The following is a 22,822-nucleotide window of genomic DNA, read 5'->3' on the forward strand; positions in this document are numbered from 1 at the left end:
AGGAGCGCCACCTGAACTCATGCCGCTTCGGTCTCCTCTCGCTCGACCAGGACGCCGTTCTCGAAGCGCGCGCCGGCGCGGACCAGGGGCACCAGGTGGGCTCCGGTGATCGTGCGCCATCGCGCCTGGGCGGACTCGACCAGCTTGAACACCATCGCGAGCGCGGCCGCCGGGCTGCCGGCTCCCCGGGCGACCTTGGTGCGGAGCTTGACGGTGGAGAACGTCGACTCGATGGGGTTGGTGGTCCGCAGGTGGATCCAGTGTTCGGCCGGGAAGTCGTAGAACGCGAGCAGTTCGTCCCGGTCATCGGTGATCTTCGCGACGGCCTTGGGGAACTTGGCTCCGTAGGTCTTCGTGAACGCCTCGATCGCCTTCTCGGCGTGGGTGCGGGACTCGGCGTTGTAGATCTCCTGCATCGCCTTCACCGCGCCGGGCTGGGCGGACTTGGGCAGGCAGTTGGTGACGTTGCGGGTTTTGCGAACCCGGCACCTCTGCGGCTTGGCGGCCGGAAACACCTCGGCGAGCGCCCGCCACAGGCCCATGGCGCCGTCCCCGACGACCAACTCGGACTCCCGCATGCCGCGACGGCGGCAGTCGCGCAGCAGGTCGGCCCACGACTCGGTGGACTCCCGCAGGCCCTCGGCGAGCGCGATGAGCTCCTTGGTGCCAGTCGGACGCCGAGCAGGACCAGTACGCACGAGTGGGTCTGCCCGAGTCGGACCTTGGGGTGCACGCCGTCGGCCCAGACGTAGACCTAGTCGCGGTCGGACAGGTCCCGGGCCTGGAAGGCGGAATGGTCGTCGCTCCACTGCTTGGTCAGCCGGGTGACAGTGGCCGGGGACAGACCGGCGGTGCTGCCGAGGAACTGCTCCAGAGCGGGCACGAAGTCCCCGGAGGACAGGCCGTGCAGGTAGAGAAGCGGCAGGACCTCGGAGATCTTCGGGGACTTGCGGCACCACGGCGCGAGGATCTTCGAGGAGAACCGTTTGCGCTCGCCGGTGGCGCGTCGACGCGGCGGTCGTTCACCCGCGGAGCCTTCACCTCGACTGGCCCGGCCGCCGTGACTACAGTCCGGGGCCGGTGGTGGCCGTTGCGGACGACCAAGCGGCGGCCCGCATCATCTGTCTCGGCGGCCAACTCGATTATGTACTGGTTGACTTCTGCTTCCAGGGCGGCGGCGAGCATCCGGCGGGCGCCCTCGCGGACGATCTCGTCGATCAGGGAGCCGGACTGGGTGGAGCCGTCGTCGGTGACTACGCTGAGCACGGGCGTGCCTTCCCGATCCGCGCTGCAACGCGGGCCTACTCGGAGACCATCAAAGGATCATCGGGAAGGTACGCCCTCCGCGTTCCTCCCGGCACCGATCCACAGGTTCTGAGCATTGCTCGCCAGGGCCCCATTCTCGAACCCAGCGTACATTCGCGACGACTTCCGCATCACCCTGGACATGGACGTGAACCCGACTGGGTCCACCCGGCCTCCTACAGTGCCAAGCACTGGCACGCCCAACTCAGCGTCGCCACCATCTCCCTCACGGGCACGGCCGCGCCCCACGCGGGACTGGGCTACGTGATCTTCACGTCCGGCTCAACGGGCGTGCCCAAGGGGGGTGATGGTCGAGGAAGCCCTGCTCGAGGAGAGGCTCGTGTCGCTGGCTCCCGCCCTCGCTGGCGTCCGGAGCGTCAAGTTCGTCCTCAACACCTCCATCTCCTTCGACATCTCGCTGATCGAGCCGCTGATGCCGCTCCTGGTCGGCGGGACGATCGTGTGTCCGCCATCGTTGAAGAGCGACGCGCGAGGTTTCGCCGACTTCGTGATCCGGCACGGGGCGAGGCACCTGCAAGGGACGCCGAGCTTCTTCAAGCTGATCGAAGCGTGCGGTCTCGCTCTCCCGGCCGAGCTGGAGATGTGGTGCGGGGGCGAAGCGCTGGACCTGCCGCTCGCGCAGCGGCTGGTCGACCGCTTCCGGACCGTGCGCAACTTCTACGGTCCGACCGAGGCCACCATTTGGTGCACCTTCCACACCCTGGCCCCGCATAACCTCGACTCGGTCGGCCTGCCCATCGGCGGCACCGAGGTACTCGCCCCCGGAGCCAGTGCGCAGCACCCGGGCGAGCTCGTCCTTACCGGGCGCGGACTTGCGGCCGGCTACGTGCGACCTGCCGACGACAAGGGCCGGTTCGTCGAACTGCCCGGGCGCGGCCGCGCCTACCGCACCGGGGGCCGGGGTTACGTCGCACCGGACGGCACGGTGCACGTCGCGGGCCGGATCGACCACCAGGTGAAGGTCAACGGCTACCGCCTGGAGCTGAACGAGATCGAGGCGGCGGTCGAGAGCTATCCCACCGTGCGGCAGTGCGCCGCCTTCACGGTTGCGGGCTCCGACGAAAGCTCCCCGCGACTGGCCGCCGCGTACGTCGCGGACGAGAGCGTCTCGGTGCGCGAGCTACGAAAGTACCTGCGCCGCATGCTGCCGTCGTACGCCGTCCCCCAGCAACTGCGCAGGGTGGACGAGATCCCGCTCACCACCGCAGGGAAGGTGGACCGGCTCCTACTGCGCGCGGGTGCGTCCACGTCCCCGCATGACACCGGGCCGGACACGAGGACGGCGGACCGATGACTACTCAGCAGACCATCGGAAAGCTCGACCGGACTTCGCGCCCGGACTGGATCCTCCCCGCCGACGTCGCCGCAGCGGACGGCGCCCAGCTCCTGCAGCACAAGGGGGTCGGGGTCGTTGGCGGAGGCCTCACCGGGCTCATCGCTGCCTGCATACTGGCCGGAATGGGTCCTCTTCGAGGCTTCCGGACACTTCGGGGGACGTGTGCCGACCCTGCGCAACGGCGACCCGCTACCTGGGGACCCGTCCCGGAGGATCACCTTGACGGGCGGCCAGCTCGTAGAGGCTGGAGCCACCCGCATCCACCCCCACATGGTCACCATGGAGTACCTGCGCCTGCTGGACGTACCGATCGCCCCCTTGGTCACCCGCAACGACGACGCCCTCATCCACGTGGGCGAAGGCGACCGGTCCCGCGTGCTGCGTCAACGGGACTGGTGGCAGGAGGTGCGCCGCGCGGCCCTGCGTCCGGACCTGGTGGAGGCGTTCCCGCACCTCCTCGCAGACTCGGCCGCCGATCAGGCGCCACACCGCACCCGGCGCGCACTGGATTCTCTGAGCGACGTGGGCGATCCGACGGCACCACCCGCGTCCGGCGGGGAGCCTGTGGAGGCGTCGCTCCTCCTGGACGGCGCCCCTGCCCGGGCCCTTCTGGCGGACCTGGCGACACTCAAGTCGACCACCCTGTTCCGGATCGTCGCAGGCAGTGACCTCCTCGTCTCGCGCCTGGTCGACCGGGTGCCCGCAGCGCAGCGGCACCTTCACCACCGGCTGACCTCGATCGTCGCCACCGACGGCCGGGTCCGGCTCGGCTTCGCGACGCCGGAGGGCGAGCGGCAGGAGACGTACGACCACGTCGTCCTGGCGCTCCCGCCGCAACAGCTTGCCGGCGTGGCCGAGGATTTCCCGGACGACATCAGTGAGGCACTGCGCCTCCCCGACCCCCGGCCCGCGGTGAAGGCGTTCCTCACCTACGACCAGCGGTGGTGGGAGCGCGATCTGGGGACCTTCGGCGGCACGTCGTACCCGTGCGCACCGATCGACCGGCTCTGGTATCCGAACGCAGCGTGGCACGAGGCGGGCGGGACCTTCACGGCGTACTGCCTCAAGGACAATGCCCGTGAGCTGGACGCCCATGGACGAGGCGAGCCGTAACCGCGTCATCCTCGACCGGGTCGCGGCGCTCCATCCCGGGGTGCCGGCCGCAACGGAGCCGGTGGCCATCCAGTCGGTGTCGTGGTCACAAGTGCCGCACGCGAGCAGCTTCTACGAGGGACTGCGGACCAGCCTCCTGACGGCCGCCTTCCTCGTCCTGGTGGCTGCCGCGGTCAGCCTGTCGCCGGGGGCGGCCGACCGCGGCCGGGGGACGGCCGGCCGGTGAGAGGGCCGTACCGGAGCCCTATGCGGCTGCTCGGTCCTGCCAGGCCTGTTCGAGCGCCCGGGTGAACGTCTCCGACGACTGCGCACCGTTCACGCCGTACCGCCGGTTCAGCACGAAGAAGGGCACCCCGGTGACGCCCAGGTCGGCCGCCGCCCGCTCGTCGGCCCGGACGTCCTCGGCGAACGCGGCCGGATCGTCGAGCACCGCGCGCGCCTCTTCCTCGTCCAGGCCGGCCTCCACGGCGAGACCGAGCTGCGTCCGCCGGTCGTACACCGAGCGCTCTTCCGCGAAGTTCGCCTTGAAGGCGAGATCCAGCAACTCGGCCTGCAGGCCCTTGGACTTGGCGAAATGTATGAGCCGGTGCAGGTCGAAGGTGTTCCCGAAGACACGCCCGCCGATCCGGAAACCGAGGCCCACCGCGTGTGCCATGGCCGCGGCCTGCTGCTCCCTCTCGACCTGCTGCTCACGGGTGCGCCCGTACTGTGCCGCGACCGCGTCGATGACCGGCACGCTGCCGTTCTCCGCCCGGGGATTCAGTTCGAACGACCGGTGGACGACCTCCACCTGCTCCCGGTGGGGGAAGGCCGCGAGGCCTTCGTCGAAGCGAGCCTTGGCGACGTAACACCAGGGGCACGCGATGTCGGCCCAGATCTCCACGCGCATGTGCAACCTCTTTCATCGGACGGACGACTGGTGAAACATGATAGACGACCGGACGTCTACCAAGATGGCCGCCGGTCAGAGCTCGCGCGCCGGAGCGAAGGAGATCACCAGCACGGTCTCCACGTAGAGCCACGCCAGCGTCAGCGTCAGGCCCAGGGCCGCCGCCCACGCCTGCCGCCGGGGGGCTCCGCGGTTGAGCCCGTCCTCGATCCGGCCGAAATGCAGTGCGAGCGAAGGCACCGCCACCGCGACGCCCGAGACCCCGGCGAGGACACCTCCGGCCACGTTGTGGAATCCCAGCCCGTCGGCACCCAGGGACGGGGAGAGCAGCACGTCGGCCACCGTCAGCAGCAGCAGCGCCATGGCTGCCGCGCAGAGGAAGCCGTACCGCCGCCGGGCCACCCGTATCCACCGCAGCGCGTAGGCCAGCAGCACACCGGCGAACGCGGTCATCGTGCCCAGGACGAACTGGACGAACACACCGGTGGAGGCGTGCGCCGACACCGTGTTGGACAGCACTCCGAGAAGAACGCCCAGGGCCACCGCATGCGTCAGGGTCAGGGCACGCGACGGGACGGCTCTGCGGCACTGGACCAGGACCAGGAGGCTTACGACCGAGCCCGCGCCGCCCGCGATGCCATAGGACCGGCCCAGGCTCGTGGGCGGAACAGGTGGCACCGTCCAGGACAGCACGGCCATGAGAGCCGTCAGCGCGAACGCCGCGCCGGTGCGCGCGACGACGCCGTTCAGGGTCATCAGGTCGGCGGCGAGTTCCGGCAAGGGCACCGATCCCGGCCGAGCACCGCAGCCGCCGTCCTGGCGGCCGCAGATCCCGTGCCGTACGACGACGGCCTCGGCCTGCTGGGGCCCGGCCGCCGTCTTGCGGCCTCCCTGGCGCTCGAACACACGGCTCAAGAGCACTGGGTTGGTGCTGTTCAACGCGGACCTTCCGACGGTGGAACCCCACGTCCGGCACCTCGGCGGATCCGTTTCCCGGCTCGGGCACGATGACGAACGGCCGGTTCGAAGCCGCTCCCGGCAGCGGACCGATCCTCCCCTGCCCCGAGTGGCCCGGGGACGACGCGGGAGGTGCGGCACCGTCGCAGAGGAGACGTGTGCGGCCGTCCCCGGGGTTCACTTCAGATGCCGGCGGTCACTCCGGTCCCGGTCGCGCCCCGCTCGCGCCAGGCCTCGGTGAGCGCGATGCGAGGGCTCGAGGCCACTAGTCAGTCGGTCGTATACTTTTGACATGGGACGGACGAGCGACGCCAAGAACAAGATCCTCACCGCGGCTCGGACGCTGATCGAGCAGCGTGGTTACTCGGCTCTCGGCGTGGCCGAGATCTGCAAGGCGGCAGGCGTCCCGAAGGGCAGCTTCTACTACTTCTTCGAGTCCAAGGAAACGCTCGCCCTCGCCGTGATCGACGAGCAGTGGGCTGCGGAACGGCTCGAATGGGAAGCCGTCCTGAACGACGACGCCGAGCCCCTGCAGCGGCTGCGGCGGTTGTTCGAAGGCATGCAGACACGCCAGCAGGCCGGCCAGGAAGGCTGCGGCTGGGTCCTGGGATGCATGTTCGGAAACCTCTCCCTGGAGATGAGCACCCAGGTCGACACCGTGCGCCGGCGCCTGCAGAACATCTTCGAGACGCAGGTGGGCCTGGTCACCGCGGTCGTCACCGAGGCACAGCAGCGGGGCGAGGTGACCGCGCCCGACCCGGGCGGCGTCGCCCGTGCCATGGTTGCGCAGGTCGAGGGCCAGGTGCTGTTCGCCAAGCTGCACAACGACCCGGCCCAGCTCAGCACTCTCTGGCCCAGCTGCAGCGCCCTGCTCGGCGTGCGGGACCAGCACTTGCAGGCACAGTCCTGACCTGACCTGACGCACCCATGCTTCGGGACGTCCGGCCTCGCCCGTCAGCCCTGGCGTTCGCTCAACCGGTGGGCGTGCGCGGGGTACACCCCGAGGATGCGTACTTCGTCCGAGAAGAAGCGCAGTTCCTGGAGGGCGAGTTCGACCCGGGGCTCGTCGGGGTGTCCTTCGATCTCGGCGTAGAACCGGCTGGCGTTCAGCCCGGCGCCGATCTGGTAGCTCTCGATCTTGGTGAGGTTGACGGCACCGCTGGCGAATCCGCCGAGTGCCTTGTACAGCGCGCTGGGGATGTTGCGCACGTTGAAGAACAGGCTCGTCATCGTCGGTTCCGCCGTGAGCGGCAGCGGTGCGGCCTCCCGGGAGAGCACGACGAACCGGGTCGTGTTGTCGGGGTCGTCCTCCACTCCGGACCGGAGCACATCGAGGCCGAACAGCTCCGCGGCGGATGGCGGGGCGAGAGCCGCGTGCCGGGGGTCGTTCAGCTCCGCCACCTCGCGGGCCGCCCCGGCCGTGTCGTCGCACACCAGGGTGCGCCAGCCGCCCTCCCGCAGCACCTTCCGGCACTGCCCGAGCGCATGCACGTGGCTGCGGACGAACTCCACCTGATCGGGTGTGGTGCCGGGCACCCCCATCAAGTCGAACCGGATCGCCAGGAAGTACTCGGCGACGATGAACAGCCCCGACTCGGGGAGGAGATGGTGGACGTCCGCGACCCGTCCGGCCGCGGAGTTGTCCACGGGGATCACCGCGACGTCGGCGGCGTCCAGGGTGACGGCCTCGAGAGCCTGTTCGAAACCGGTGAAGGGCAGCTCCCGGCCCGCCGGATACAACCGGCGCGCCACGGTCGAGGAGTTGGACCCGGGTTCACCCTGGTAAGCGACGGTCGTCACCGTGTCTGAGCCTTCCGCGTATGAATGTCGCAGGCGTACGCCGTGGGCTGCCCGGCGAACCTCATGAACTGCAGTATGGGCGATGCCTTCCCGGCGGAGCGGACCCGGGTGTGCTCGTCTCAAGGGTCGGACGCGGCCGGTGGCGGTACGTGGCACGCGCGAACACACCAGATCAGGGCGGAGCACCAGCCGCGCCACGGAGACTACCGGGCGGGCCTCACCGTCGTCCGCCGACACGGCGACCCGGCGACACGGCGACACCCATCGTGGGTGCAGCCACATGTGCGGCGGGAGGCCTGGGGAGTACCACCGTCGGGGCGACCGGAACGGCCGGCCCGACGCCGGCAGCTCAGCGTGCCGGGCCCGGGTCGTTGGGGTGCTGCTGCAGGGGGGTGACCACCGCTGTCATCCACGGCCACAGAGGCAGACTGCCGAGCACCTTCTCGCGCAGTTCCCTCTCGTCGTCCGCGCACCACACACCGATGCTGCGCAGCTCTCCCACCGGACGCCACAGCCGCAACAGATGGCCTCGGGAGGCCAGTTCCCGCGCCCGCACCGCCTCGGCGGCACGGATCCGGTCCACCTCCGCGGGATCGGTACCCTCCGGTACGACTGTCGTCAGCTCGACCAGGAATTCCCTCACGGTTCTCTCTTTCGGATCATTCCGCGGACGAAGGCCGTGCCCTCTCCCCCGGAAACCTCGGCCGGGCCCGGCCGGGCCCGGCCGTCGCTCAGGCGGCGGCCTTCAGGGCCTTCGCGATGCGGACGACCCGCTCGGCCTGGATGGCGGCGGCGGTGCGGGTCACGTCGTCCACCGGATTGGCGCCCTGGCCGTCCACGTGGGAGGTGCCGTAGGGGTTGCCGTCCACGAACTTGTGCGGGTCGGTGAAGCCGGGGGTGACGGTGACGCCGCCGAAGTGGTGGATGGAGGTGTACAGCGAGAGCAGGGTCGCCTCCTGGCCGGCGTGCGCCGTCGCGCTGGAGACGAAGCCGCTGTAGACCTTGTCCACGAGCCGGCCCGCGGCCCACAGTCCGCCCAGGGTGTCGATGAACTGCTTGAGCTGCGCGGAGACGTTGCCGAACCGGGTCGGCGTGCCGAACAGCACGGCGTCGGCCCAGGCGACGTCCTCGGCGGTGGCCTCCGGAAGGTCCGCGATCGCCGCGTGGTGGGCGACCCAGGCCGGGTTGGACTCGATCGCCGCCCGCGGCGCCAGTTCCGCCACCTTGAGCAGTCGGACCTCGGCGCCGGCCTTCACGCTGGCGTCGCGGAGTTCCTTGGCGATCTCCGTGATCGTGCCGGTCGACGAGTAGTGGATGACCGCGAGCTTGACGGGAGTGGACACGGGGGTGCTCCGTTCACGGGGAGGGGTTTGTTCCCACAGGGGGAGAGAGGGTCTGTTCGATCGCTACTAGACGACCGGTCGTCTAAATTAGGTCGCGGGTCGGACCGTGTCAAACGTCCGATCGGAGTCGGTCCTGATCAGGGCGGGGAGTCGCGGGCAGCTGTGAGATGTCACACGCCGTCATACGTGTGCCGTGACAGGGAGCCCGTACGTGTGACCTAAGGACGGCGCTGGCGCGGAGCCGGCGAGCGGGCACACGCGAGCGCGGCACTGCGCACCCACGTACGGAACGCAGACCCCCGTCCGCCGCACGGACGATGCGGGCGTGCTGCGACACGTCCGCCAGACACCCAGCTTCCCAGGAGTGAAGACAACCGTGAGTCGAGTCACGCCCTTGAGTCCCTCCGCCGTGCAACGCGACGGAGGCGCGCGGAGGCTCGCATGGCTTCCGGTGCCCGCCGAGGAGATCGGTGACCTGCCGGCAGACCTGACCTGTGTCCAGTGGGACGGTCACGGCGCCTATCCCACGGACCCGGCCCGCGTCGACTTCTACGCGCCGCCGCTGACCAAGGACACCGGCGTGATCGTGCGCCCTCTGGCACAGATGACGGGCCTTCGGGTGGTCCAGGCGCTCAGCGCCGGCGTGGACTACCTGCTGCCGCACCTCAGCCCGGAGGTCACGCTGTGCAACGCCCGCGGCATCCATGACGCCGGCACCGCGGAGATGGCGCTCACCCTGACACTGGCGGCGCTGCGCGGGGTCCCCGACTTCGTCCGCAACCAGGCCGTGGGCCGTTGGCCGGAGGGAATCCGTCCCTCGCTGTCCGGCGCCACGGTCCTCATCGTCGGCTACGGCTCGATCGGCACGGCCATCGACGAACGTCTGCGTCCTTTCGGCTGCGAGGTGAAGCGGGTGGCCAGCAGGCCGCGATGGGCCCCGCTGGGTGCGGTCCACTCCCCCTCCGCCCTGGCCAGGCTGCTGCCGTCGGCCGACGTGGTGATCCTCTCGGTGCCGCTGAACGCGGGGACGCGGCATCTGGCGGGTGCCGGCTTCCTGGCGTCGATGAAGGACGGCGCCCTGCTGGTCAACGTGGCGCGCGGCGCCGTGGTGGACACCAGGGCGCTGCTCGCGGAAGTGGAACGGGGACGGCTGCGCGCGGCCCTGGACGTGACCGACCCCGAACCGCTGCCCCCGGGCCATCCGCTGTGGACCGCACCGGGCGTCCTCATCAGCCCGCACGCGGGCGCCTTCACCTCGGCCATGCTGCCGCACGTCAAGCAACTGCTCTCCGCCCAGTTGCACCGCTTCGCTCATGGGCAGGAGCTGCGGAACGAGGTCCTGACGGTCCCCGTCCCGGGGTGAGCGGCCTGCCGGTCAGCCCCCCTGGGCCGGAAGCCGCTCCCCCGCCGGGAGGCCCGCCGAACGGATTCGCTCTACTTTGAGGTTCCGGGCCATCGGCGCGAACGCCGCACTCGAGTCCCTTCCGGAGATCCATCATGAACACACCAGCCAAGAAGGTCGCGGTGGTCACCGGTGCGTCCCAGGGCATCGGCGCCGGTCTGGTCGCCGGCTACCGCAAGCTCGGGTACGCCGTCGTCGCCACCTCCCGCACCATCGCGGCCTCGCAGGATCCCGACGTCCTCACCGTCCAGGGCGACATCTCCGACGCTGCGACCGCGGAGCACGTGACGAGCCTCGCGGTCGAGCGCTTCGGCCGCATCGACACCCTGGTCAACAACGCCGGGATCTTCGTGGCCAAGCCCTTCCACGAGTACACCCGGGCCGACTACGAGGCCGTCACCGGCGTGAACCTCGGCGGCTTCTTCCGCATCACCCAACTCGCCGTCGAGCGGATGCTCGCACAGGGCGGCGGCCACCTCGTGCAGGTCACCACCAGCCTGGTGGACCACGCCAACTCCGCCGTCCCCTCGGTGCTGGCCTCGCTGACGAAGGGCGGCCTGCAGTCCGCCACCAAGGGCCTGGCCATCGAGTACGCGTCCCGCGGCATCCGCAGCAACGCGGTCGCACTGGGGGTCATCAGGACTCCGATGCACGGAGAGGACGACCACGAGACACTCGCCGGCCTGCACCCGGTAGGCAGGGTGGGCGAGGTGAGCGATGTCGTCGAGGCGGTCGTCTATCTGGAGAACGCGCCCTTCGTCACCGGTGAGATCCTTCACGTGGACGGCGGCCAGAGCGCCGGCCACTGACGCCGTGCCCGCGGCGCGGTTCAGAGCCGCGCCGCGATCCGCTCCAGTGTCCGGGCAGCACCCTCCTGCTTCGCCTCGTGGTGCCCTCTGCCCGCCCACAGGTGGATCAGCCGCGTGTCCCCCGCTTCGGCGGCGGCCTTGCGCAACGGGGCGGTGAGGTGGTGCACGGCCGGATAGCCGGCCGGCGCCAGAAGGTCGTAACGGTCCGTGAAATGGTTGCGCGGGGCCCGGGCCGGCCGGCCGGTGAAGGCGCGCGTCAGGACGGTGGTGGCGAACGCCGGATCCGCCAGGGCCTGCTGGTGCGCGGCGACGCGCCGCTCTCCTCCGTGCGCGGCAACAGGGTGCCGATCATGGTGGCGCCGGCCCCGGCACGCAGCTCGGCCGCCGCGTCTGCGGAGGTGGCGATGCTCCGGCCGCGACGAGCGGCAGCGCGGTGGTCCGCCGCACTCTCGCCACCAGGTCCGTCAGCGGGACCGGGTCCGGCGGTCGGTGCGGACTGAGCGTGGCCGAGTGTCCGCCGGCCGCGGACGCCTGCACGACCAGCGCATCGACCCCGGCCTCCGCTGCCTGACGTGCCTCGGCCGGCGAGGTGACGTTCTGCAGGACCGTCGTACCGGAACGCCGCAGGGCCCTGACGACCGCCTGGCCGGGGATGCCGAAGGTGAAGGACACCTACGCGACATCGCTGCCCATGACCAGATCGATCTTGTCCGCCCGGCCGTCGTCGTCCGCGACCGGCGTGCCGTGGTTCAGCCTCAGTCCGTACCGGTCGGCCTCGGGCTGCAGCGTGTGCGCGTAGCGGCGATGGTCCGCGTCCGAGACGGGCATCGGGTCACCCGCGAACAGATTGACCCCGAAGGGCACGTTCCGCATGCGCAGCGCGTCCATCTGACCGCCCAGCGACTCCGCGGTCCTGTACCCGCCTGCCAGAAATCCCAGGCTGCCCACCCGGGCCGCAGCGGCGGCCAGGGCGGTCGTGCTGGCCCCGCCCGCCATCGGCGCGGCCGGCACGGGCAGCCGGACTCCCGCGTCGGACAGCAGTCGGCTCATACCGGGTTCCTCCTCCGCTCGGGCCGGGAACGGCGCGTGCCGTACCGGCGCCGCACCCGTACCGCGCACCCGGCACAGGTGTCACGCCGGCCAAGGCGGGTGGGCCCGGGAAATGCCGAATAGGCTGGGCCCATGCACGGCAGGCATCGACATGCCGAGAGGTGTTGACGCCCATGGAGGTCGAACTGCGACACCTGCGGGCCTTCACCGCTGTGGCACGTCTCCACTCCTTCTCCAAGGCCGCCGTGCAGCTGTCCATCACCCAGCCCGCCCTCAGCCGCACCATCGCCCAGCTGGAGGCCGTACTGAACGTCCGCCTGCTCGACCGCTCCTCACGGCAGGTGGAAGTGACCGACGCCGGCGGGGAGTTCCTGCTGCACGCGGACCGTGTCCTGGCCACCGTCGACCAGGCCCTGGCCGCCGCCCGCCGGATGGTCACGCTCCGGCTCGGCTTCAGCTGGCTGCTGCCGGCTCCATGGGCACAGGATGCCGTGGACGCCTTCCAGGCCGCCACCGGTGTCTCGGTCACCCTGCTGCGCACCGACGATCCGGTACAGGCCCTGCATCGACGGACCGTCGACATCGCCGTGATCCGCGGCGACCTTGCCGCCTCCCGGCCGGTGCGGACCGTTCATCTCTGCGACGAGGCGCGGATCGCCGTGTGCGCCCGGCGGTGCCCTCTGGCCGAACGCGGCCGGCTCGACTGGTCCGAAGTCCGGCAGTGGCCCCTGGTCGTCAACGCGGTGAGCGGCACCACCGGCCCCTGGTCCTGGCCGGAGGCGCAGCGACCGACGAGAGTCATCACCACCACGAACTACGACGAGTGGGTGGAGACCGTCGCGGCCGACCGGGGTATCGGCATCGTCCCCGACGTGGCGCGACGGCGCACCCCGCACCCGGCTCTGTGCTTCATCGACCTCACCAACGCCCCGCCGGTCCCGGTCGGGCTCGCGCACCTGCCGGACGGACCGCAGAAGCTCATCCGGCGGTTCGTCGAGGCAGCCGTGGCCGCGCTCAGCTCCGCTACCGCTCCGACCAGCGGGTGAACTGCGACGATGCCGGGCGGGCATGGACGACGTACCACGGACATTTCTCGCGGACCACGATGGTGACTAGCGTGGTGGTGTCCGCACCGTCGGCATACGTTTGTGAGAGTGGCAATGACGAGCACGGAGCTGTCCCGCCAGGAATGCGCGGTCACCGTACTGGGCGGTCCCACGGCCGTGATCGATCTGGGCGGACTGCGGATCGTCAGCGATCCGACCTTCGACCGGCCCGGTCCGCACGGCTACCTGACGAAGACGGCCGGGCCTGCCGCCGAGGAGAGCGCGCTGGGTCCGGTCGACGTGGTGCTGGTCAGCCACGACCAGCATCCCGACAACCTCGACGCGCGCGGACGGACGTTCGCCGAGGCCGCGCCGCTGGTGGTCACCGGCCCCCTCGCCGCGGGCCGTCTCGGCGAGCGGGCGGTCGGCCTGCCCCCGTGGAGCTGTCACCGGGTGCCGCGGCCGGAGGGCGGCGAACTGACCGTTCTCGCGGTCCCCGCGGTCCACGGTCCCGAGGACGGGGAGCGCGACGCCGACGGCAACGTCAACTGCGAGGTCACCGGGTTCGTGCTGTCCGGAGAGGGGCTGCCCACCGTGTACGTCAGCGGGGACAACGCGTCCGTCCGCACGGTGGCCGAGGTGTCCCGCCGGGTGCCGGACATCGGCGTCGCGCTGCTGCACGCCGGAGCGGCCCGGGTCCCGGCGAAGTTCGGCGGGCGGCCGTTGTCCATGGACAGCCGGCGGGTGGCTGCGGCCGCCGCCGTCCTGGGCGCCGGGATCGTCGTGCCCGCGCACTACGACGGTTGGACGCACTTCTCCGAGGGACTCGACGAAGTACGGCTGGCCTTCGACGAAGCAGGACTGTCGTCGATCCTGCGGGTCGCGCCGCACGGCTCCTGGGTCTGCCTGCGCCCGTGAGTCGGACCGCGCCCCCGGCCGCGTCCCGAGCGGCGTGCCGCCGGGCGCCGTCTCGACAGGCGAACCAGCTCGACAGCTTACTTGACGCGGCAATTATTCTGCTCTGCGTCACCAGGCGGCACGATCGGACTCGTCGCCGTCATCGCACGCGAGAAGCCAGTGGATGATCGACCAGACCCCGCACCAGTCGTCAGCCTCCCGGTCCCACCTCGACGCGTCCCTCAGCGTCGACGAAGGCCCGCATCGGCCGGCGTCCCACGCCCCGTCGAACCGCCGCCGCCGAAGACGTCGGGAGCCCTCGTCCGGGCGGCGGCACTCCCCCGGAAGACAGCGCGGTGACACGTGAGGAACGGGAACGGCACCATGGACGCGACAGTGCACTACTCCATCCTCGGCACCGTGCGCGCACTGCGGGGGGACAGCGAACTCGATCTGGGTCCGCCGAAACGGCTGGCTCTGCTCGCCCTCCTGCTGCTGCGCTCACCAGGGCCCGTCTCGGTGAGCCGGGCCACGGACGTGCTGTGGGACGACGAGCCGCCCGCCAGCGCCGCAAACGTCGTACACCGGCACATCGGCGCGCTGCGCAGGATCCTCGAACCGGGACTGCGCAGCCGGGCCGAGGCGGAACACCTGACCCGTGCCGCCGACGGGTACCGTCTCCTGGTCGACGCGTCGACCTGCGACCTGCTGCGCTTCCGCGACCTGCGGACCAGGGCCCAGGTCGCGGCCGAGCAGGGGGACACGACACGCGCGGCCCAGGACTTCCTCACGGCACTGGCCCTGTGGCGCAGCCCCGTGGTCGCGGACGGCACCGCCGTCGCCCGGCACCCGGTCTTCGCCTCCGTCGGCCACGAATTCGTGGCGGCCGTCAAGGAAGCCGCGGACCTCGTCCTCGCCTCCGTACCCGAGCTCGCCGAACAGGTGCTGACGGCCCTGCGCGGCGCCGTGGACCACCACCCCTTCGACGAGGCCCTGCACGCCCGGATCATCACCGCGCTCGCCGCCACCGGCCGTCAAGCCGAAGCCCTGCACCAGTACGAGACCGTCCGCGGCCGCCTGGCCGACGAACTCGGCGTGGCACCGGGCCCCGACCTCGACGCCGCACGGCAGCTCCTGCTGCGGCAGCGGCTCTCCCGGCTCGCGGACGAGCCGGCCGTGGGGACCGACCGCGCGGACGGCAATCCGGCGCAGGCTGGTCATCTGCCGCCCGACGCCGTACCTTTCGTCGACCGTCAGGACACACTGGTCCGGTACCGCGAACTGCGGTCGGGTGACGCCGGCCATGCGCCGACGACGATCGCCCTGTCCGGCATGGCGGGCGTCGGAAAGACGACACAGGCGCTGCACTGGGCTCACCAGGCGGCTCCGCGATTCCCCGACGGGCAGGTCTACGTGGACCTGCAAGGACACCACCCCACGCGGCCGGCCCTCGACGCCGACGACGTGATGGGGGTGGTGCTCGACGCGCTGGGTGTCGCCCGCGACGCGGCGGCCGACTCCGCCGCACTCCAACTCGCCTACCGCGCTGCCCTGGCCGGGCGACGGCTGCTCATCGTCCTGGACGACGCACGGGACTGCGAGCAGGTACGCCCGCTGTTGCCCGCGGTCCCCGGATCTCTGACCGTCGTCACCAGCCGCCGCCGGCTCGAAGGACTGGCCGTCACCCACAACGCCCAGGTCATCACGCTGAACCCGATGACCGCGCAGGAGGGCATCCAACTCCTCGCACGCCGGCTGGGCGCGGACCGGGTCAGGGCCGAACGCGCCGCCGCCGAGGAGATCGTCGGTCTGTGCGGAGGCCTGCCGCTGGCGCTGGCCGTGGTCGGTGCACGGGCCTTGTCCCGGCCGGGCTTTCCCCTCGCCTCGCTCGCGGCCCAACTCCGGGACGGCCTGGTCGCCCTGTCGGGCCAGGACACCCGGACCGACGTCCGCAGCGCGTTCCAGCGTACCTGTGAGGCGTTGGGTGCCGGCGCGTCGGCGCTCTTCCGGCTGCTGGGTCTGCATCCCTCGCGCGACATCACGCCCAGTGCGGCCGCCAGCCTCGCCGGGGTTCCCCTGCCCACGGCGCTGGAGTACCTGACCGAGCTGGCCGACCACCACCTGATCGCCGAGCCGGTCCCCGGCCGTTACACCTGCCACCGTCTGCTGCGCACGTACGCCGCGGAAGCGACCGCCCAACTGGATCCTCCGGGCGTGCGGTCCGCGGCACGCGCCAGGATGTTCGAGCACTATCTCTACAGCGCCGAGGCCGCCACCTCACTGCTCGCCCCGCACCTCAGTGAGGTGATCCTGCCGCCGCCGCGCCCGGGGGTCCGTCCGCAGGAGTTCAGCGGACGCGCCGACGCCCTCGCGTGGATCACCGCCGAGCGGAACCTGCTGCCGGTCCTGGCCCAGGACCGGCGGCACGACTTGTACGGCGAGACGCTCCGGCAGCAGCTGACGTCGGCACTGGAGATGTCCCCGCAACCGCACGGCGACTGAAGGGTGTTGCACAAGGCTGAGTGCGGGCAGGTCAGAGCAGGTGGTGTGCTCCGTGGGTCATGAGGCGAGGGCCAGGTTGTGCATGCGGGCGAGGGCCTGGACCGCGTGATGGAGAGCGTCGCCCCGCCGGCGGCAGTCACGGAGGACCGTGTTGTTCCTCAGGCGGCCGATGACGTGTTCCACCCGGGGACGGACTCTGCGGTGCTCGGCATCGTCGTCCTCCCGGGCCTCGGCAGGGGCGGCCCTGGGCGTTTGCGTGTGGCACCGCCATTCCGCAGTTGAGGTAGGCACCGTCGCCCGCACGGTCACGCTCTCGCGGTGCCGGCCCGGCCCGGACGGCCGCCAGGCACGGGTGTCCGCGCTCGTGCCCGGCACCGGACGGGGGGCCGCGATCACCAGCCGGATATCGGAGTCCACGATGACCTGCCCGTTCGCCGAGAAACGGCAGTTGCGGCCGCAGGCCGCCACACTGCGGTCCCGCACCGCGACCGGCGTGCCAGCCCCGATCCACAACCGGTCCGCGGCATCCGAAGGACGGCCCATGGGTTCGAGTGCGGGCGGAGGGCCCAGCCGCCGCATCGTGAGATTCGTGCGGTGGTACACCGTGACCATCAGCACCCGCTCGGCCGACGGCAGCGATCACGGCCGGCTCCGCAGCGTGCCGTTGCCACCCCGCTCCCGCACCACCTTCAACAAACCCGCGAACGGTGCCACCCGCAGCCCGGTGAACGTCTCCACCCTCAGCCACTCAGCCCTTGACACCCCAGCCATGTAACGAAGATGCCCAGCTCAGAGCCTTGTGCATCACTCTCTAGGCGAGCGCCTCGGCGGGGAACGTGCCACGGAGCTTGCGCAGTGCGTTGTGCTGACGTGACTTCACCGTGCCCGCCGGTATGCCGAGGATGTCGGCCGTCTCCTTGATCGTGCGGTCACAGAGGTAGAGATGGACGAGAACCGCCCGGTGCTCCGGCGACAACCTGTTCAGCGTGGGCTTGGCCACCATGATGTGGTGCACCGCCTCCGTGTGCTCGGTCCCCGAAGGCGGATCGTGGTACGTGCCTCCCACAACCTCCTTGCGCCGGTGCGGTTTGCGTACCCAGTCGACCACCAGGTGACGGGTGACGGTGAAGAGCCAGCCCTTCACCGAACCCTCCATCCCGAGCAGGCGGTCCATGTTCCGCCATGCCCGGATGATCGTCTCCTGCACGATGTCCTCGGCGAGCCCGTGATCCCCCAGCATCCTCTCCGCATACGCGACCAACCCGTCCCGATGCTCCCTCATGATGACGCCGAGAAGATCCGAACAGGTTGTTGTCGTGGGGGGCGTAGCCATCGTTCTCCGAGCCGTCCTGGTTCTCTGTCATCCACGGTGGTACGAGGCGAGATGCAACCTCGGCCCGCGCACTGTAGACGGACAGGAGTTCCCGAAAACTGCCGCTCTTGTGACGCCGACGTGACGCGGAAGCCCCCTCGGGGACGGCACCACGTCACACCGAGCGCACGTCACACAGAGCGTTCGAAGCTGGCCCAGGCGACGTGCGACTCGTGCAGGGTGACCGCGACCTGCGAGATGCCGAGCGCGTTCTTCCCGAGCGCACCCTGGTGGATCCGGTCCACCAGACGGTCGGCGATCAGTGCCGCCAGGTACTCCGTGGAGGTGTTGACCCCCTTGAACTCTTCCTTGTCGTCGAGATTGCGGTAGTTGAGGTCATCGATCACCGACCGGAGTTCGGTGCCGGCCAGACCCATGTCGACGACGATGTTGTCGTCGTCCAGCTCACTGCGGCGGAACGTCGCGTCCACGAGGAACGTCGCCCCGTGCAGTCGCTGAGCGGGCCCGAAGACCTCGCCCTGGAAGCTGTGCGCGATCATCATGTGATCACGGACGGTGATGCTGAACACTGGATCTCTCCCCTGTCTGCGCTGTGGAAACCGCCGCGCGCTGTACGGGGCGCGCGGCGGCGGGTCCGGTCGGATACGTGCGCGGGCGCGCTCCGGGGCCCAGGCGCACGCGTCACGACGGACGCCGGGCGGAAACACATGTGAGTCATGATCCGCGCAGCGGACCGACACGGCCCCGCCGGTCTGACGAGCAACACCGGCGGAGGGCAAGGAGCATACCCTCCGGCGCGGACGGCGCAGAGAGGTACCCACGGGGGACGACTCCGGTCCGGTGCGGGACCGGGTGACCGTCGCCGCGTGTCCCGCTGCTCACACCTCTCCCCTGCACATGTGCTGCCGTATCAGCCGGCTGTCAGGTCGGAGGCCGCGCACATCCGCACCGATCTGGATAGCATGCGCAGCGTCATTGATGAGAGGGAGTGAACGGTAGTGACCACCCAGTCAGCCGGCACGCTCCGATCGCGGTATGTGGAACAGGCCGCGTCGGATCTTGAGGAAAATCGCCAACGGCAGCGGGAACTGACCGAGGAGATCGCGAGGCTTCAGCAGGAAGAGGCCCTGCTGGTGGACATTCTGACGCTCGCCGAACGCTACGAGAACCTGTCGGACGCGTCGCGCCTGCCCGAGCGGGCACAGAACCGGACCGCGCCACGCAAGCAGCGGCGTTCGTCCGGCGCAGCCCCCGTCAGGAGCCGGGTCACGGGCACAGCGTCCGGTCCGAAGGGGAAGTCGCACCAGCCCCTGCTCGGAGATCTCCTGATCGAACTGCTCGGCAGCCACGACGAGCCCTGCCTGGCCCGGGAGCTGCGAGAAGAGCTCCTGCACAAGCACCCCGACCGGACGCCGACACCCCAGGTCGTACGGAACACGCTCGAGTCGCTGGTGGCCAAGGGCCGGGTCCGGCGACACCGGCAGCGGCGCTCGGTGATGTACACCCTCATCCAGCCCGAAGAGAGCGGCCCCTCCGGTACATAGCCTCCGCCGTGTTCCGCACGGACAATCATCTTTAATTTTCCGCGCAACTAAAAGTAGACCGGTCGCTTATTCTTTTCTCTGTTGGACGCGGAGAAATAGCCAGAGACCGGACGGACGACAGCGGCCAGGCATTTACACTGTGGCCATGGCAGACGCGGCGACGATCAATCCCCTCGACCCCGATGAGGAAGCCTTCCTGCGGGCTCTCGGCAGGGTGATGACCTTCCTGCCCCGGGTCGTCGACGCGGACATGCTGGAGGAACACTCGATCACCAGCACCGAGTACACCGTTCTGATGCACCTCTCCGAGGTGCCGCACAACCAGATGCGCATGAGCGAGCTCGCCAATCTGTGCGGACTCTCCCTGAGCGGCATGACCAGGGTCGTGACCCGCCTCGAATCGCAGTCGCTGGTGGTCCGGCAGAAGGCACCGGACGACGGAAGGGCGTGGCTCACCGTCCTCACCAGCGCGGGCTGGGCGCAGCTGAAGCAGGCATGGCCCACCAATCTCGCGAGCGTCCGCCGCCACGTGTTCTCACGTCTGGAGGGGTGCGACGTCGCCGCCGCCGCCAAGGTGCTGGAACGTATAGCTCCCAGCTCCTAAGGCGTGTTGCGAAAGTCCCGTCGTTCGCCCGAAGGGCGGGCCGTGCGGCGTCAGGTGCGTGCTCCCGGCGTGCCGGGCGGAAGTCCTCGTACGGGATGTACTCGGGCTTTCACCCGGTGCGGCGAGAGTGCGTGCATGGCGTCGCACCGCAGACGGGACTTTCGCGACACGCCCTAGCCGATCCGCCGCCGAGACCCCGCGTGCCCGCCGACACGCCCACGGTGCTCCCGAGCGCGCCCCTCAGGGGCGATCTCACCGTCTGACGCGTTGTCCGCGCCGCTCTCCGCGGACACCCATGCGACGAGCCGTCCGGCCACTTCCGGCGCCGTCGGCATGACAACGATGTCGTCGCGGATCTGGGCAGCGGCAGCGGTGAACCCGGGCTCGGACAGCAGCCGGCCGACGGATTCACTGATCAGTGCGGGGTCTCCGGCGGAAGCCGGCAGGGCGATACCCGCCCCGGCGGCGGCGATGCACTCCGCCTGCTCCCGGTGTGCGGGCGACTGGGCGACGACCACGGCGGGAAGGCCACGAACCACGGCGGCGAGGGTGATCTCCGGGGCACCGTGATGAAGGACCGCGCGCACGGCCTCCCAGTCGTCGGCGGCCGGAGGCCCGACATGCACCCGCACCCGGTCCTGCGCCCACTCGAGGTGCTCGACCTGCCGATCCCCCGCGGCCACCACCAGGTCGACGTCCAGCGCGGTCAACGACCGCAGCACAGGCCCGAGTTCGACCGACGTCTCGGCTTCCGTCCCGAGGTCGACCAGTACCCGTGGTCTGCCGGTGCCGGCAGGCCGGCGCGTCCGTGAACCCTCACCCCGACGCGGGGCCGCTCCCGCCCTCAGTTCGATCCGGTCGGCAGCGGGCCGCCACCCTTGGCGCTGCACACTCGGAGGGCACAGGTCCAGCAGCCAGCGGCCGGACGGCACGCGGGAGGGGGGCCGAAGACCACGGTCGGTATAACGGGAGCGCACGGTCGCCGCGAGAGCGGCGAGCTGATCCTCCTCCGGAGCGGGTGTGGTCACCGCCACCGCACACGGCACGTCCACAGCGCCCGCGACCAACGGGCCGACCAGATCGTAGTGCTCACAGACGATCAGACTCGGCGCCCACGACTGCGCTGCCTCCAGTGCCGCGTCCGCCATGAGGTCCACCCGCACGCCGGCGAACAGCTCTGCGGTCAGGTCCCGGTCCGAGGTGAACAGGATGTCCAGCCCGGCGCGGCGAGCGGCTTCGGCGGTGAGCTGGTCGGTGTCCGGGCCGCAGGCCAGCACCTCGAAACCCTCCGGCCGCAGCCAGGGCAGAGCCTCTGCCGCGGTCGCGAAGGCGACCTTGTGCCCCTGGCGGCGCAGGGCGCGCGCCAGGGGCAACAGGGGCATGAGCCGTCGGCGGACAGGATTGCTGAAGAAGAGAACGCGCACGGCGGAAAGCTTCCTGACTCGGCGTCACGACAAGCCGCTCCGGCCAACGGCCGATCTGCGGAACCCGGCCAACCGCTGCCGACGACGACCCGGAAGGCAGCATCAGTATCAGGCTGACCCAATTTAATTGCACCTACAACTATAGAGGAAATGAATCCCTTGGTTCGAAAGCCGGTTCCATTGAGCGGGGAGCCCGTGGGCACGGCGACCGGGGCACGAACACACCCGGGGGCCCGGCACTCCCTGCCCGGGCCCCCGGGTCCCGCCTGTCGGCCCCCACGACCGGCAAGCGGATCCTTCGCACGGCCTCGGGCCCATACGGTGCGGACCGTCTTCCCGGCGGACCCGCACTTCGCGATGGAACCCGCGCGGAGAGACCTCGCGCCGACCACAGCCGTGCCTGCGACGCGGTGAACGACGAGCATGCACCGCGCCAGGGATGCGCAGGCTCGTGAGCCTGCGCATGCCCGCACTCACCACACGCGCCGAGGAACCCGAAAGGTTCACATCCTTCCGGCTCCCGGCCGGAAGCGGTCGGCCCTGACGACGTGGGCGGTCGTCTCGAGGACGAAGTCGTGCACCATACGGCTGAAGGCGCCCGGTTCCTCGATGTGTGCCGTTTCGGACCCGGCGGTCCGCAGCCGCGATCCGGGGACGGCCTCGTGCAGCTCCCGTGCCCGGCGGTACGCGGAGCCGGACGTGTCCCGTCCTGTGACGACCAGCGTCGGCAGCCTCACCGCCGCCAGCCCCGGTGGGACACCGGTGAGCATCGGGCGCAGGTCCTCGTCCAGCCCCGAGATGTACGCGGCCCGCCGCCCACCGTCCGGGAGGCCCTGTGCGGGACCGGGCCGCGGCGCTCCTTCGTAGAGGATGACGCCCGCCAGTCGCTCCGGCCGGTGCAGCGCGTGGTGGGCGGCCACCAGTGCTCCCTCGGCGTGCCCGAGAAGATGGACCTTCCCCGCGGACAGACGGTTGATGAGGACTTGCAGGAACCGGCTGTAGCGCTCGCGGGTGTAGCCGTGCGGATGCGAGGGGAGGCATCCCGATCCGCCGGTGCCGATGGGCTCGACGTAGACCATGGTCAGGTGCTCTTCCAGCGCCGGGACCCGCAGGTAGTCCCAGAACAGGCCGGGCCCGCCGGGATGGGCGACGCACACCGGTCCGGTTCCGTGCACGTGATAGCGCTGCGTGATGCCGCCCAGCCGGAAGGAGTGCGCGCCCGGGGCGAGCGGACCGATGACGGCTGACGGAGGATCCGGTGGGGCCACTGGGGTTCGCATGAAAGCTCCGTGTCGTGAAGTGGTGCCTCTGCCAGCGACACGGATGTCCGGGGGGTGAAAGGTTCGTTCACGGGGCTGTGAATCACGCCATGCCCGCACGCCGCCCCGGCCGGGCGTCGGCAAACCGCATCCTCCGTGACGGCGGCACGGCCCTTCCGTACCCGTGC

General features: G+C 70.5%; 21 protein-coding genes and 3 pseudogenes. 11 read left to right on the top strand and 13 right to left on the bottom strand.

Annotation, left to right across the window (positions count from 1 at the left end; genetic code table 11):
- Window positions 1-17: 17 nt before the first annotated feature.
- Window positions 18-1,266 (bottom strand): annotated as a pseudogene (locus ACZ4O3_RS34600) (IS256 family transposase).
- 346 nt (window positions 1,267-1,612) lie between these two features.
- Between ACZ4O3_RS34600 and ACZ4O3_RS34605 the strand changes: the two are divergent.
- The 3 genes from ACZ4O3_RS34605 (at window position 1,613) to ACZ4O3_RS34615 (ending at window position 4,001) form a co-directional block, all read left to right on the top strand.
- Window positions 1,613-2,620, top strand: a complete 1,008-nt coding sequence (locus tag ACZ4O3_RS34605; protein ID WP_467726117.1) for an AMP-binding protein — start codon at window positions 1,613-1,615, stop codon at window positions 2,618-2,620.
- A gap of 204 nt (window positions 2,621-2,824) precedes the next feature.
- Window positions 2,825-3,775 (top strand): flavin monoamine oxidase family protein, encoded by a 951-nt coding sequence (locus ACZ4O3_RS34610; protein WP_467726118.1) that lies wholly within the window; start codon window positions 2,825-2,827, stop codon window positions 3,773-3,775.
- The gene (locus ACZ4O3_RS34615; RefSeq protein ID WP_467726120.1) at window positions 3,741-4,001 is read left to right on the top strand and encodes a hypothetical protein; all 261 of its coding nucleotides are present in this window, start codon (window positions 3,741-3,743) and stop codon (window positions 3,999-4,001) included. Before ACZ4O3_RS34610 ends, ACZ4O3_RS34615 begins: the two co-directional genes overlap by 35 nt.
- 18 nt (window positions 4,002-4,019) lie before the next feature.
- Here ACZ4O3_RS34615 and ACZ4O3_RS34620 read toward each other — a convergent pair whose 3' ends face one another.
- Together ACZ4O3_RS34620 and ACZ4O3_RS34625 are read right to left on the bottom strand one after the other, a co-directional pair.
- On the bottom strand, window positions 4,020-4,664 hold the full coding sequence (locus ACZ4O3_RS34620) for a DsbA family oxidoreductase (protein ID WP_362715058.1): 645 nt from the start codon (window positions 4,662-4,664) through the stop codon (window positions 4,020-4,022).
- A gap of 75 nt (window positions 4,665-4,739) precedes the next feature.
- On the bottom strand, window positions 4,740-5,570 hold the full coding sequence (locus tag ACZ4O3_RS34625; RefSeq protein WP_467726252.1) for a Bax inhibitor-1/YccA family membrane protein: 831 nt from the start codon (window positions 5,568-5,570) through the stop codon (window positions 4,740-4,742).
- A gap of 343 nt (window positions 5,571-5,913) precedes the next feature.
- Here ACZ4O3_RS34625 and ACZ4O3_RS34630 point away from each other — a divergent pair, with 343 nt between their 5' ends.
- Window positions 5,914-6,531, top strand: a complete 618-nt coding sequence (locus ACZ4O3_RS34630; RefSeq protein WP_362715064.1) for a TetR/AcrR family transcriptional regulator — start codon at window positions 5,914-5,916, stop codon at window positions 6,529-6,531.
- Between the two features lie 44 nt (window positions 6,532-6,575).
- Here ACZ4O3_RS34630 and ACZ4O3_RS34635 read toward each other — a convergent pair whose 3' ends face one another.
- The 3 genes from ACZ4O3_RS34635 to wrbA all read right to left on the bottom strand — a co-directional run bounded on the left by ACZ4O3_RS34635 (window position 6,576) and on the right by wrbA (window position 8,764).
- Window positions 6,576-7,421 carry a prephenate dehydratase gene (locus ACZ4O3_RS34635; RefSeq protein ID WP_467726122.1) on the bottom strand — a complete coding sequence of 282 codons (846 nt, stop codon included), beginning with the start codon at window positions 7,419-7,421 and terminating at the stop codon, window positions 6,576-6,578.
- A gap of 349 nt (window positions 7,422-7,770) precedes the next feature.
- Window positions 7,771-8,064 (bottom strand): muconolactone Delta-isomerase family protein, encoded by a 294-nt coding sequence (locus ACZ4O3_RS34640; RefSeq protein ID WP_467726123.1) that lies wholly within the window; start codon window positions 8,062-8,064, stop codon window positions 7,771-7,773.
- A gap of 88 nt (window positions 8,065-8,152) precedes the next feature.
- Window positions 8,153-8,764, bottom strand: a complete 612-nt coding sequence (wrbA, locus tag ACZ4O3_RS34645) for an NAD(P)H:quinone oxidoreductase (RefSeq protein WP_467726125.1) — start codon at window positions 8,762-8,764, stop codon at window positions 8,153-8,155.
- 451 nt (window positions 8,765-9,215) lie between these two features.
- Here wrbA and ACZ4O3_RS34650 point away from each other — a divergent pair, with 451 nt between their 5' ends.
- Together ACZ4O3_RS34650 and ACZ4O3_RS34655 are read left to right on the top strand one after the other, a co-directional pair.
- Window positions 9,216-10,127: a 2-hydroxyacid dehydrogenase gene (locus ACZ4O3_RS34650; RefSeq protein WP_467726127.1), complete on the top strand. Its 912-nt coding sequence runs from the start codon at window positions 9,216-9,218 to the stop codon at window positions 10,125-10,127.
- Window positions 10,128-10,261: 134 nt separating this feature from the next.
- Window positions 10,262-10,975, top strand: coding sequence for an SDR family NAD(P)-dependent oxidoreductase (locus ACZ4O3_RS34655; RefSeq protein ID WP_467726129.1), 714 nt, complete (start codon window positions 10,262-10,264; stop codon window positions 10,973-10,975).
- 20 nt (window positions 10,976-10,995) lie between these two features.
- On the opposite strand, the gene ACZ4O3_RS34660 is transcribed toward ACZ4O3_RS34655, so the two are convergent.
- Window positions 10,996-11,265 carry a nitronate monooxygenase gene (locus ACZ4O3_RS34660; protein ID WP_362722127.1) on the bottom strand — a complete coding sequence of 90 codons (270 nt, stop codon included), beginning with the start codon at window positions 11,263-11,265 and terminating at the stop codon, window positions 10,996-10,998.
- Window positions 11,266-11,323: 58 nt separating this feature from the next.
- Window positions 11,324-12,025, bottom strand: a pseudogene (locus ACZ4O3_RS34665) (nitronate monooxygenase).
- A 173-nt stretch (window positions 12,026-12,198) separates the two neighbouring features.
- Here ACZ4O3_RS34665 and ACZ4O3_RS34670 point away from each other — a divergent pair.
- From ACZ4O3_RS34670 to ACZ4O3_RS34680, 3 genes are all read left to right on the top strand, one after another.
- On the top strand, window positions 12,199-13,071 hold the full coding sequence (locus ACZ4O3_RS34670) for a LysR family transcriptional regulator (RefSeq protein WP_467726131.1): 873 nt from the start codon (window positions 12,199-12,201) through the stop codon (window positions 13,069-13,071).
- A gap of 114 nt (window positions 13,072-13,185) precedes the next feature.
- A complete protein-coding gene (locus tag ACZ4O3_RS34675) occupies window positions 13,186-13,989 on the top strand; it encodes an MBL fold metallo-hydrolase (protein ID WP_362722130.1) in 804 nt (267 codons plus the stop codon).
- Between the two features lie 363 nt (window positions 13,990-14,352).
- Window positions 14,353-16,470 (top strand): AfsR/SARP family transcriptional regulator, encoded by a 2,118-nt coding sequence (locus ACZ4O3_RS34680; protein WP_467726133.1) that lies wholly within the window; start codon window positions 14,353-14,355, stop codon window positions 16,468-16,470.
- A 57-nt stretch (window positions 16,471-16,527) separates the two neighbouring features.
- Here the strand turns inward: ACZ4O3_RS34680 and ACZ4O3_RS34685 are convergent.
- The 3 genes and pseudogenes from ACZ4O3_RS34685 to ACZ4O3_RS34695 all read right to left on the bottom strand — a co-directional run bounded on the left by ACZ4O3_RS34685 (window position 16,528) and on the right by ACZ4O3_RS34695 (window position 18,372).
- A pseudogene (locus ACZ4O3_RS34685) lies at window positions 16,528-17,241 on the bottom strand (transposase family protein).
- 40 nt (window positions 17,242-17,281) lie between these two features.
- Window positions 17,282-17,803 (bottom strand): sigma-70 family RNA polymerase sigma factor, encoded by a 522-nt coding sequence (locus tag ACZ4O3_RS34690; protein ID WP_362718576.1) that lies wholly within the window; start codon window positions 17,801-17,803, stop codon window positions 17,282-17,284.
- Between the two features lie 170 nt (window positions 17,804-17,973).
- A complete protein-coding gene (locus ACZ4O3_RS34695; RefSeq protein ID WP_362718579.1) occupies window positions 17,974-18,372 on the bottom strand; it encodes a 6-pyruvoyl trahydropterin synthase family protein in 399 nt (132 codons plus the stop codon).
- Window positions 18,373-18,801: 429 nt separating this feature from the next.
- On the opposite strand from ACZ4O3_RS34695, the gene ACZ4O3_RS34700 reads away from it, so the two are divergent.
- Together ACZ4O3_RS34700 and ACZ4O3_RS34705 are read left to right on the top strand one after the other, a co-directional pair.
- Window positions 18,802-19,347 carry a hypothetical protein gene (locus ACZ4O3_RS34700; protein ID WP_362718582.1) on the top strand — a complete coding sequence of 182 codons (546 nt, stop codon included), beginning with the start codon at window positions 18,802-18,804 and terminating at the stop codon, window positions 19,345-19,347.
- A gap of 145 nt (window positions 19,348-19,492) precedes the next feature.
- Window positions 19,493-19,951, top strand: coding sequence for a MarR family winged helix-turn-helix transcriptional regulator (locus tag ACZ4O3_RS34705; RefSeq protein ID WP_362718585.1), 459 nt, complete (start codon window positions 19,493-19,495; stop codon window positions 19,949-19,951).
- A gap of 173 nt (window positions 19,952-20,124) precedes the next feature.
- Here the strand turns inward: ACZ4O3_RS34705 and ACZ4O3_RS34710 are convergent, their stop codons facing one another.
- Window positions 20,125-21,333, bottom strand: a complete 1,209-nt coding sequence (locus ACZ4O3_RS34710) for a glycosyltransferase (protein ID WP_467726134.1) — start codon at window positions 21,331-21,333, stop codon at window positions 20,125-20,127.
- A 545-nt stretch (window positions 21,334-21,878) separates the two neighbouring features.
- On the bottom strand, window positions 21,879-22,655 hold the full coding sequence (locus tag ACZ4O3_RS34715; RefSeq protein ID WP_467726135.1) for an alpha/beta fold hydrolase: 777 nt from the start codon (window positions 22,653-22,655) through the stop codon (window positions 21,879-21,881).
- Window positions 22,656-22,822 lie beyond the last annotated feature (167 nt).

It is taken from the genome of Streptomyces sp. NPDC026515 (genome assembly GCF_055567595.1).

What these genes read in the sequence shown, in the direction of transcription:
- ACZ4O3_RS34605 (WP_467726117.1), top strand. Translation starts at nt 1,613, where the DNA reads ATGGTCGAGGAAGCCCTGCTCGAGGAGAGGCTCGTGTCGCTGGCTCCC.
- ACZ4O3_RS34620 (WP_362715058.1), bottom strand. Translation starts at nt 4,664, where the DNA reads ATGCGCGTGGAGATCTGGGCCGACATCGCGTGCCCCTGGTGTTACGTC.
- ACZ4O3_RS34630 (WP_362715064.1), top strand. Translation starts at nt 5,914, where the DNA reads ATGGGACGGACGAGCGACGCCAAGAACAAGATCCTCACCGCGGCTCGG.
- ACZ4O3_RS34655 (WP_467726129.1), top strand. Translation starts at nt 10,262, where the DNA reads ATGAACACACCAGCCAAGAAGGTCGCGGTGGTCACCGGTGCGTCCCAG.
- ACZ4O3_RS34670 (WP_467726131.1), top strand. Translation starts at nt 12,199, where the DNA reads ATGGAGGTCGAACTGCGACACCTGCGGGCCTTCACCGCTGTGGCACGT.
- ACZ4O3_RS34675 (WP_362722130.1), top strand. Translation starts at nt 13,186, where the DNA reads ATGACGAGCACGGAGCTGTCCCGCCAGGAATGCGCGGTCACCGTACTG.
- ACZ4O3_RS34680 (WP_467726133.1), top strand. Translation starts at nt 14,353, where the DNA reads ATGGACGCGACAGTGCACTACTCCATCCTCGGCACCGTGCGCGCACTG.
- ACZ4O3_RS34690 (WP_362718576.1), bottom strand. Translation starts at nt 17,803, where the DNA reads ATGGCTACGCCCCCCACGACAACAACCTGTTCGGATCTTCTCGGCGTC.
- ACZ4O3_RS34705 (WP_362718585.1), top strand. Translation starts at nt 19,493, where the DNA reads ATGGCAGACGCGGCGACGATCAATCCCCTCGACCCCGATGAGGAAGCC.
- ACZ4O3_RS34710 (WP_467726134.1), bottom strand. Translation starts at nt 21,333, where the DNA reads ATGCCCCTGTTGCCCCTGGCGCGCGCCCTGCGCCGCCAGGGGCACAAG.
- ACZ4O3_RS34715 (WP_467726135.1), bottom strand. Translation starts at nt 22,655, where the DNA reads ATGCGAACCCCAGTGGCCCCACCGGATCCTCCGTCAGCCGTCATCGGT.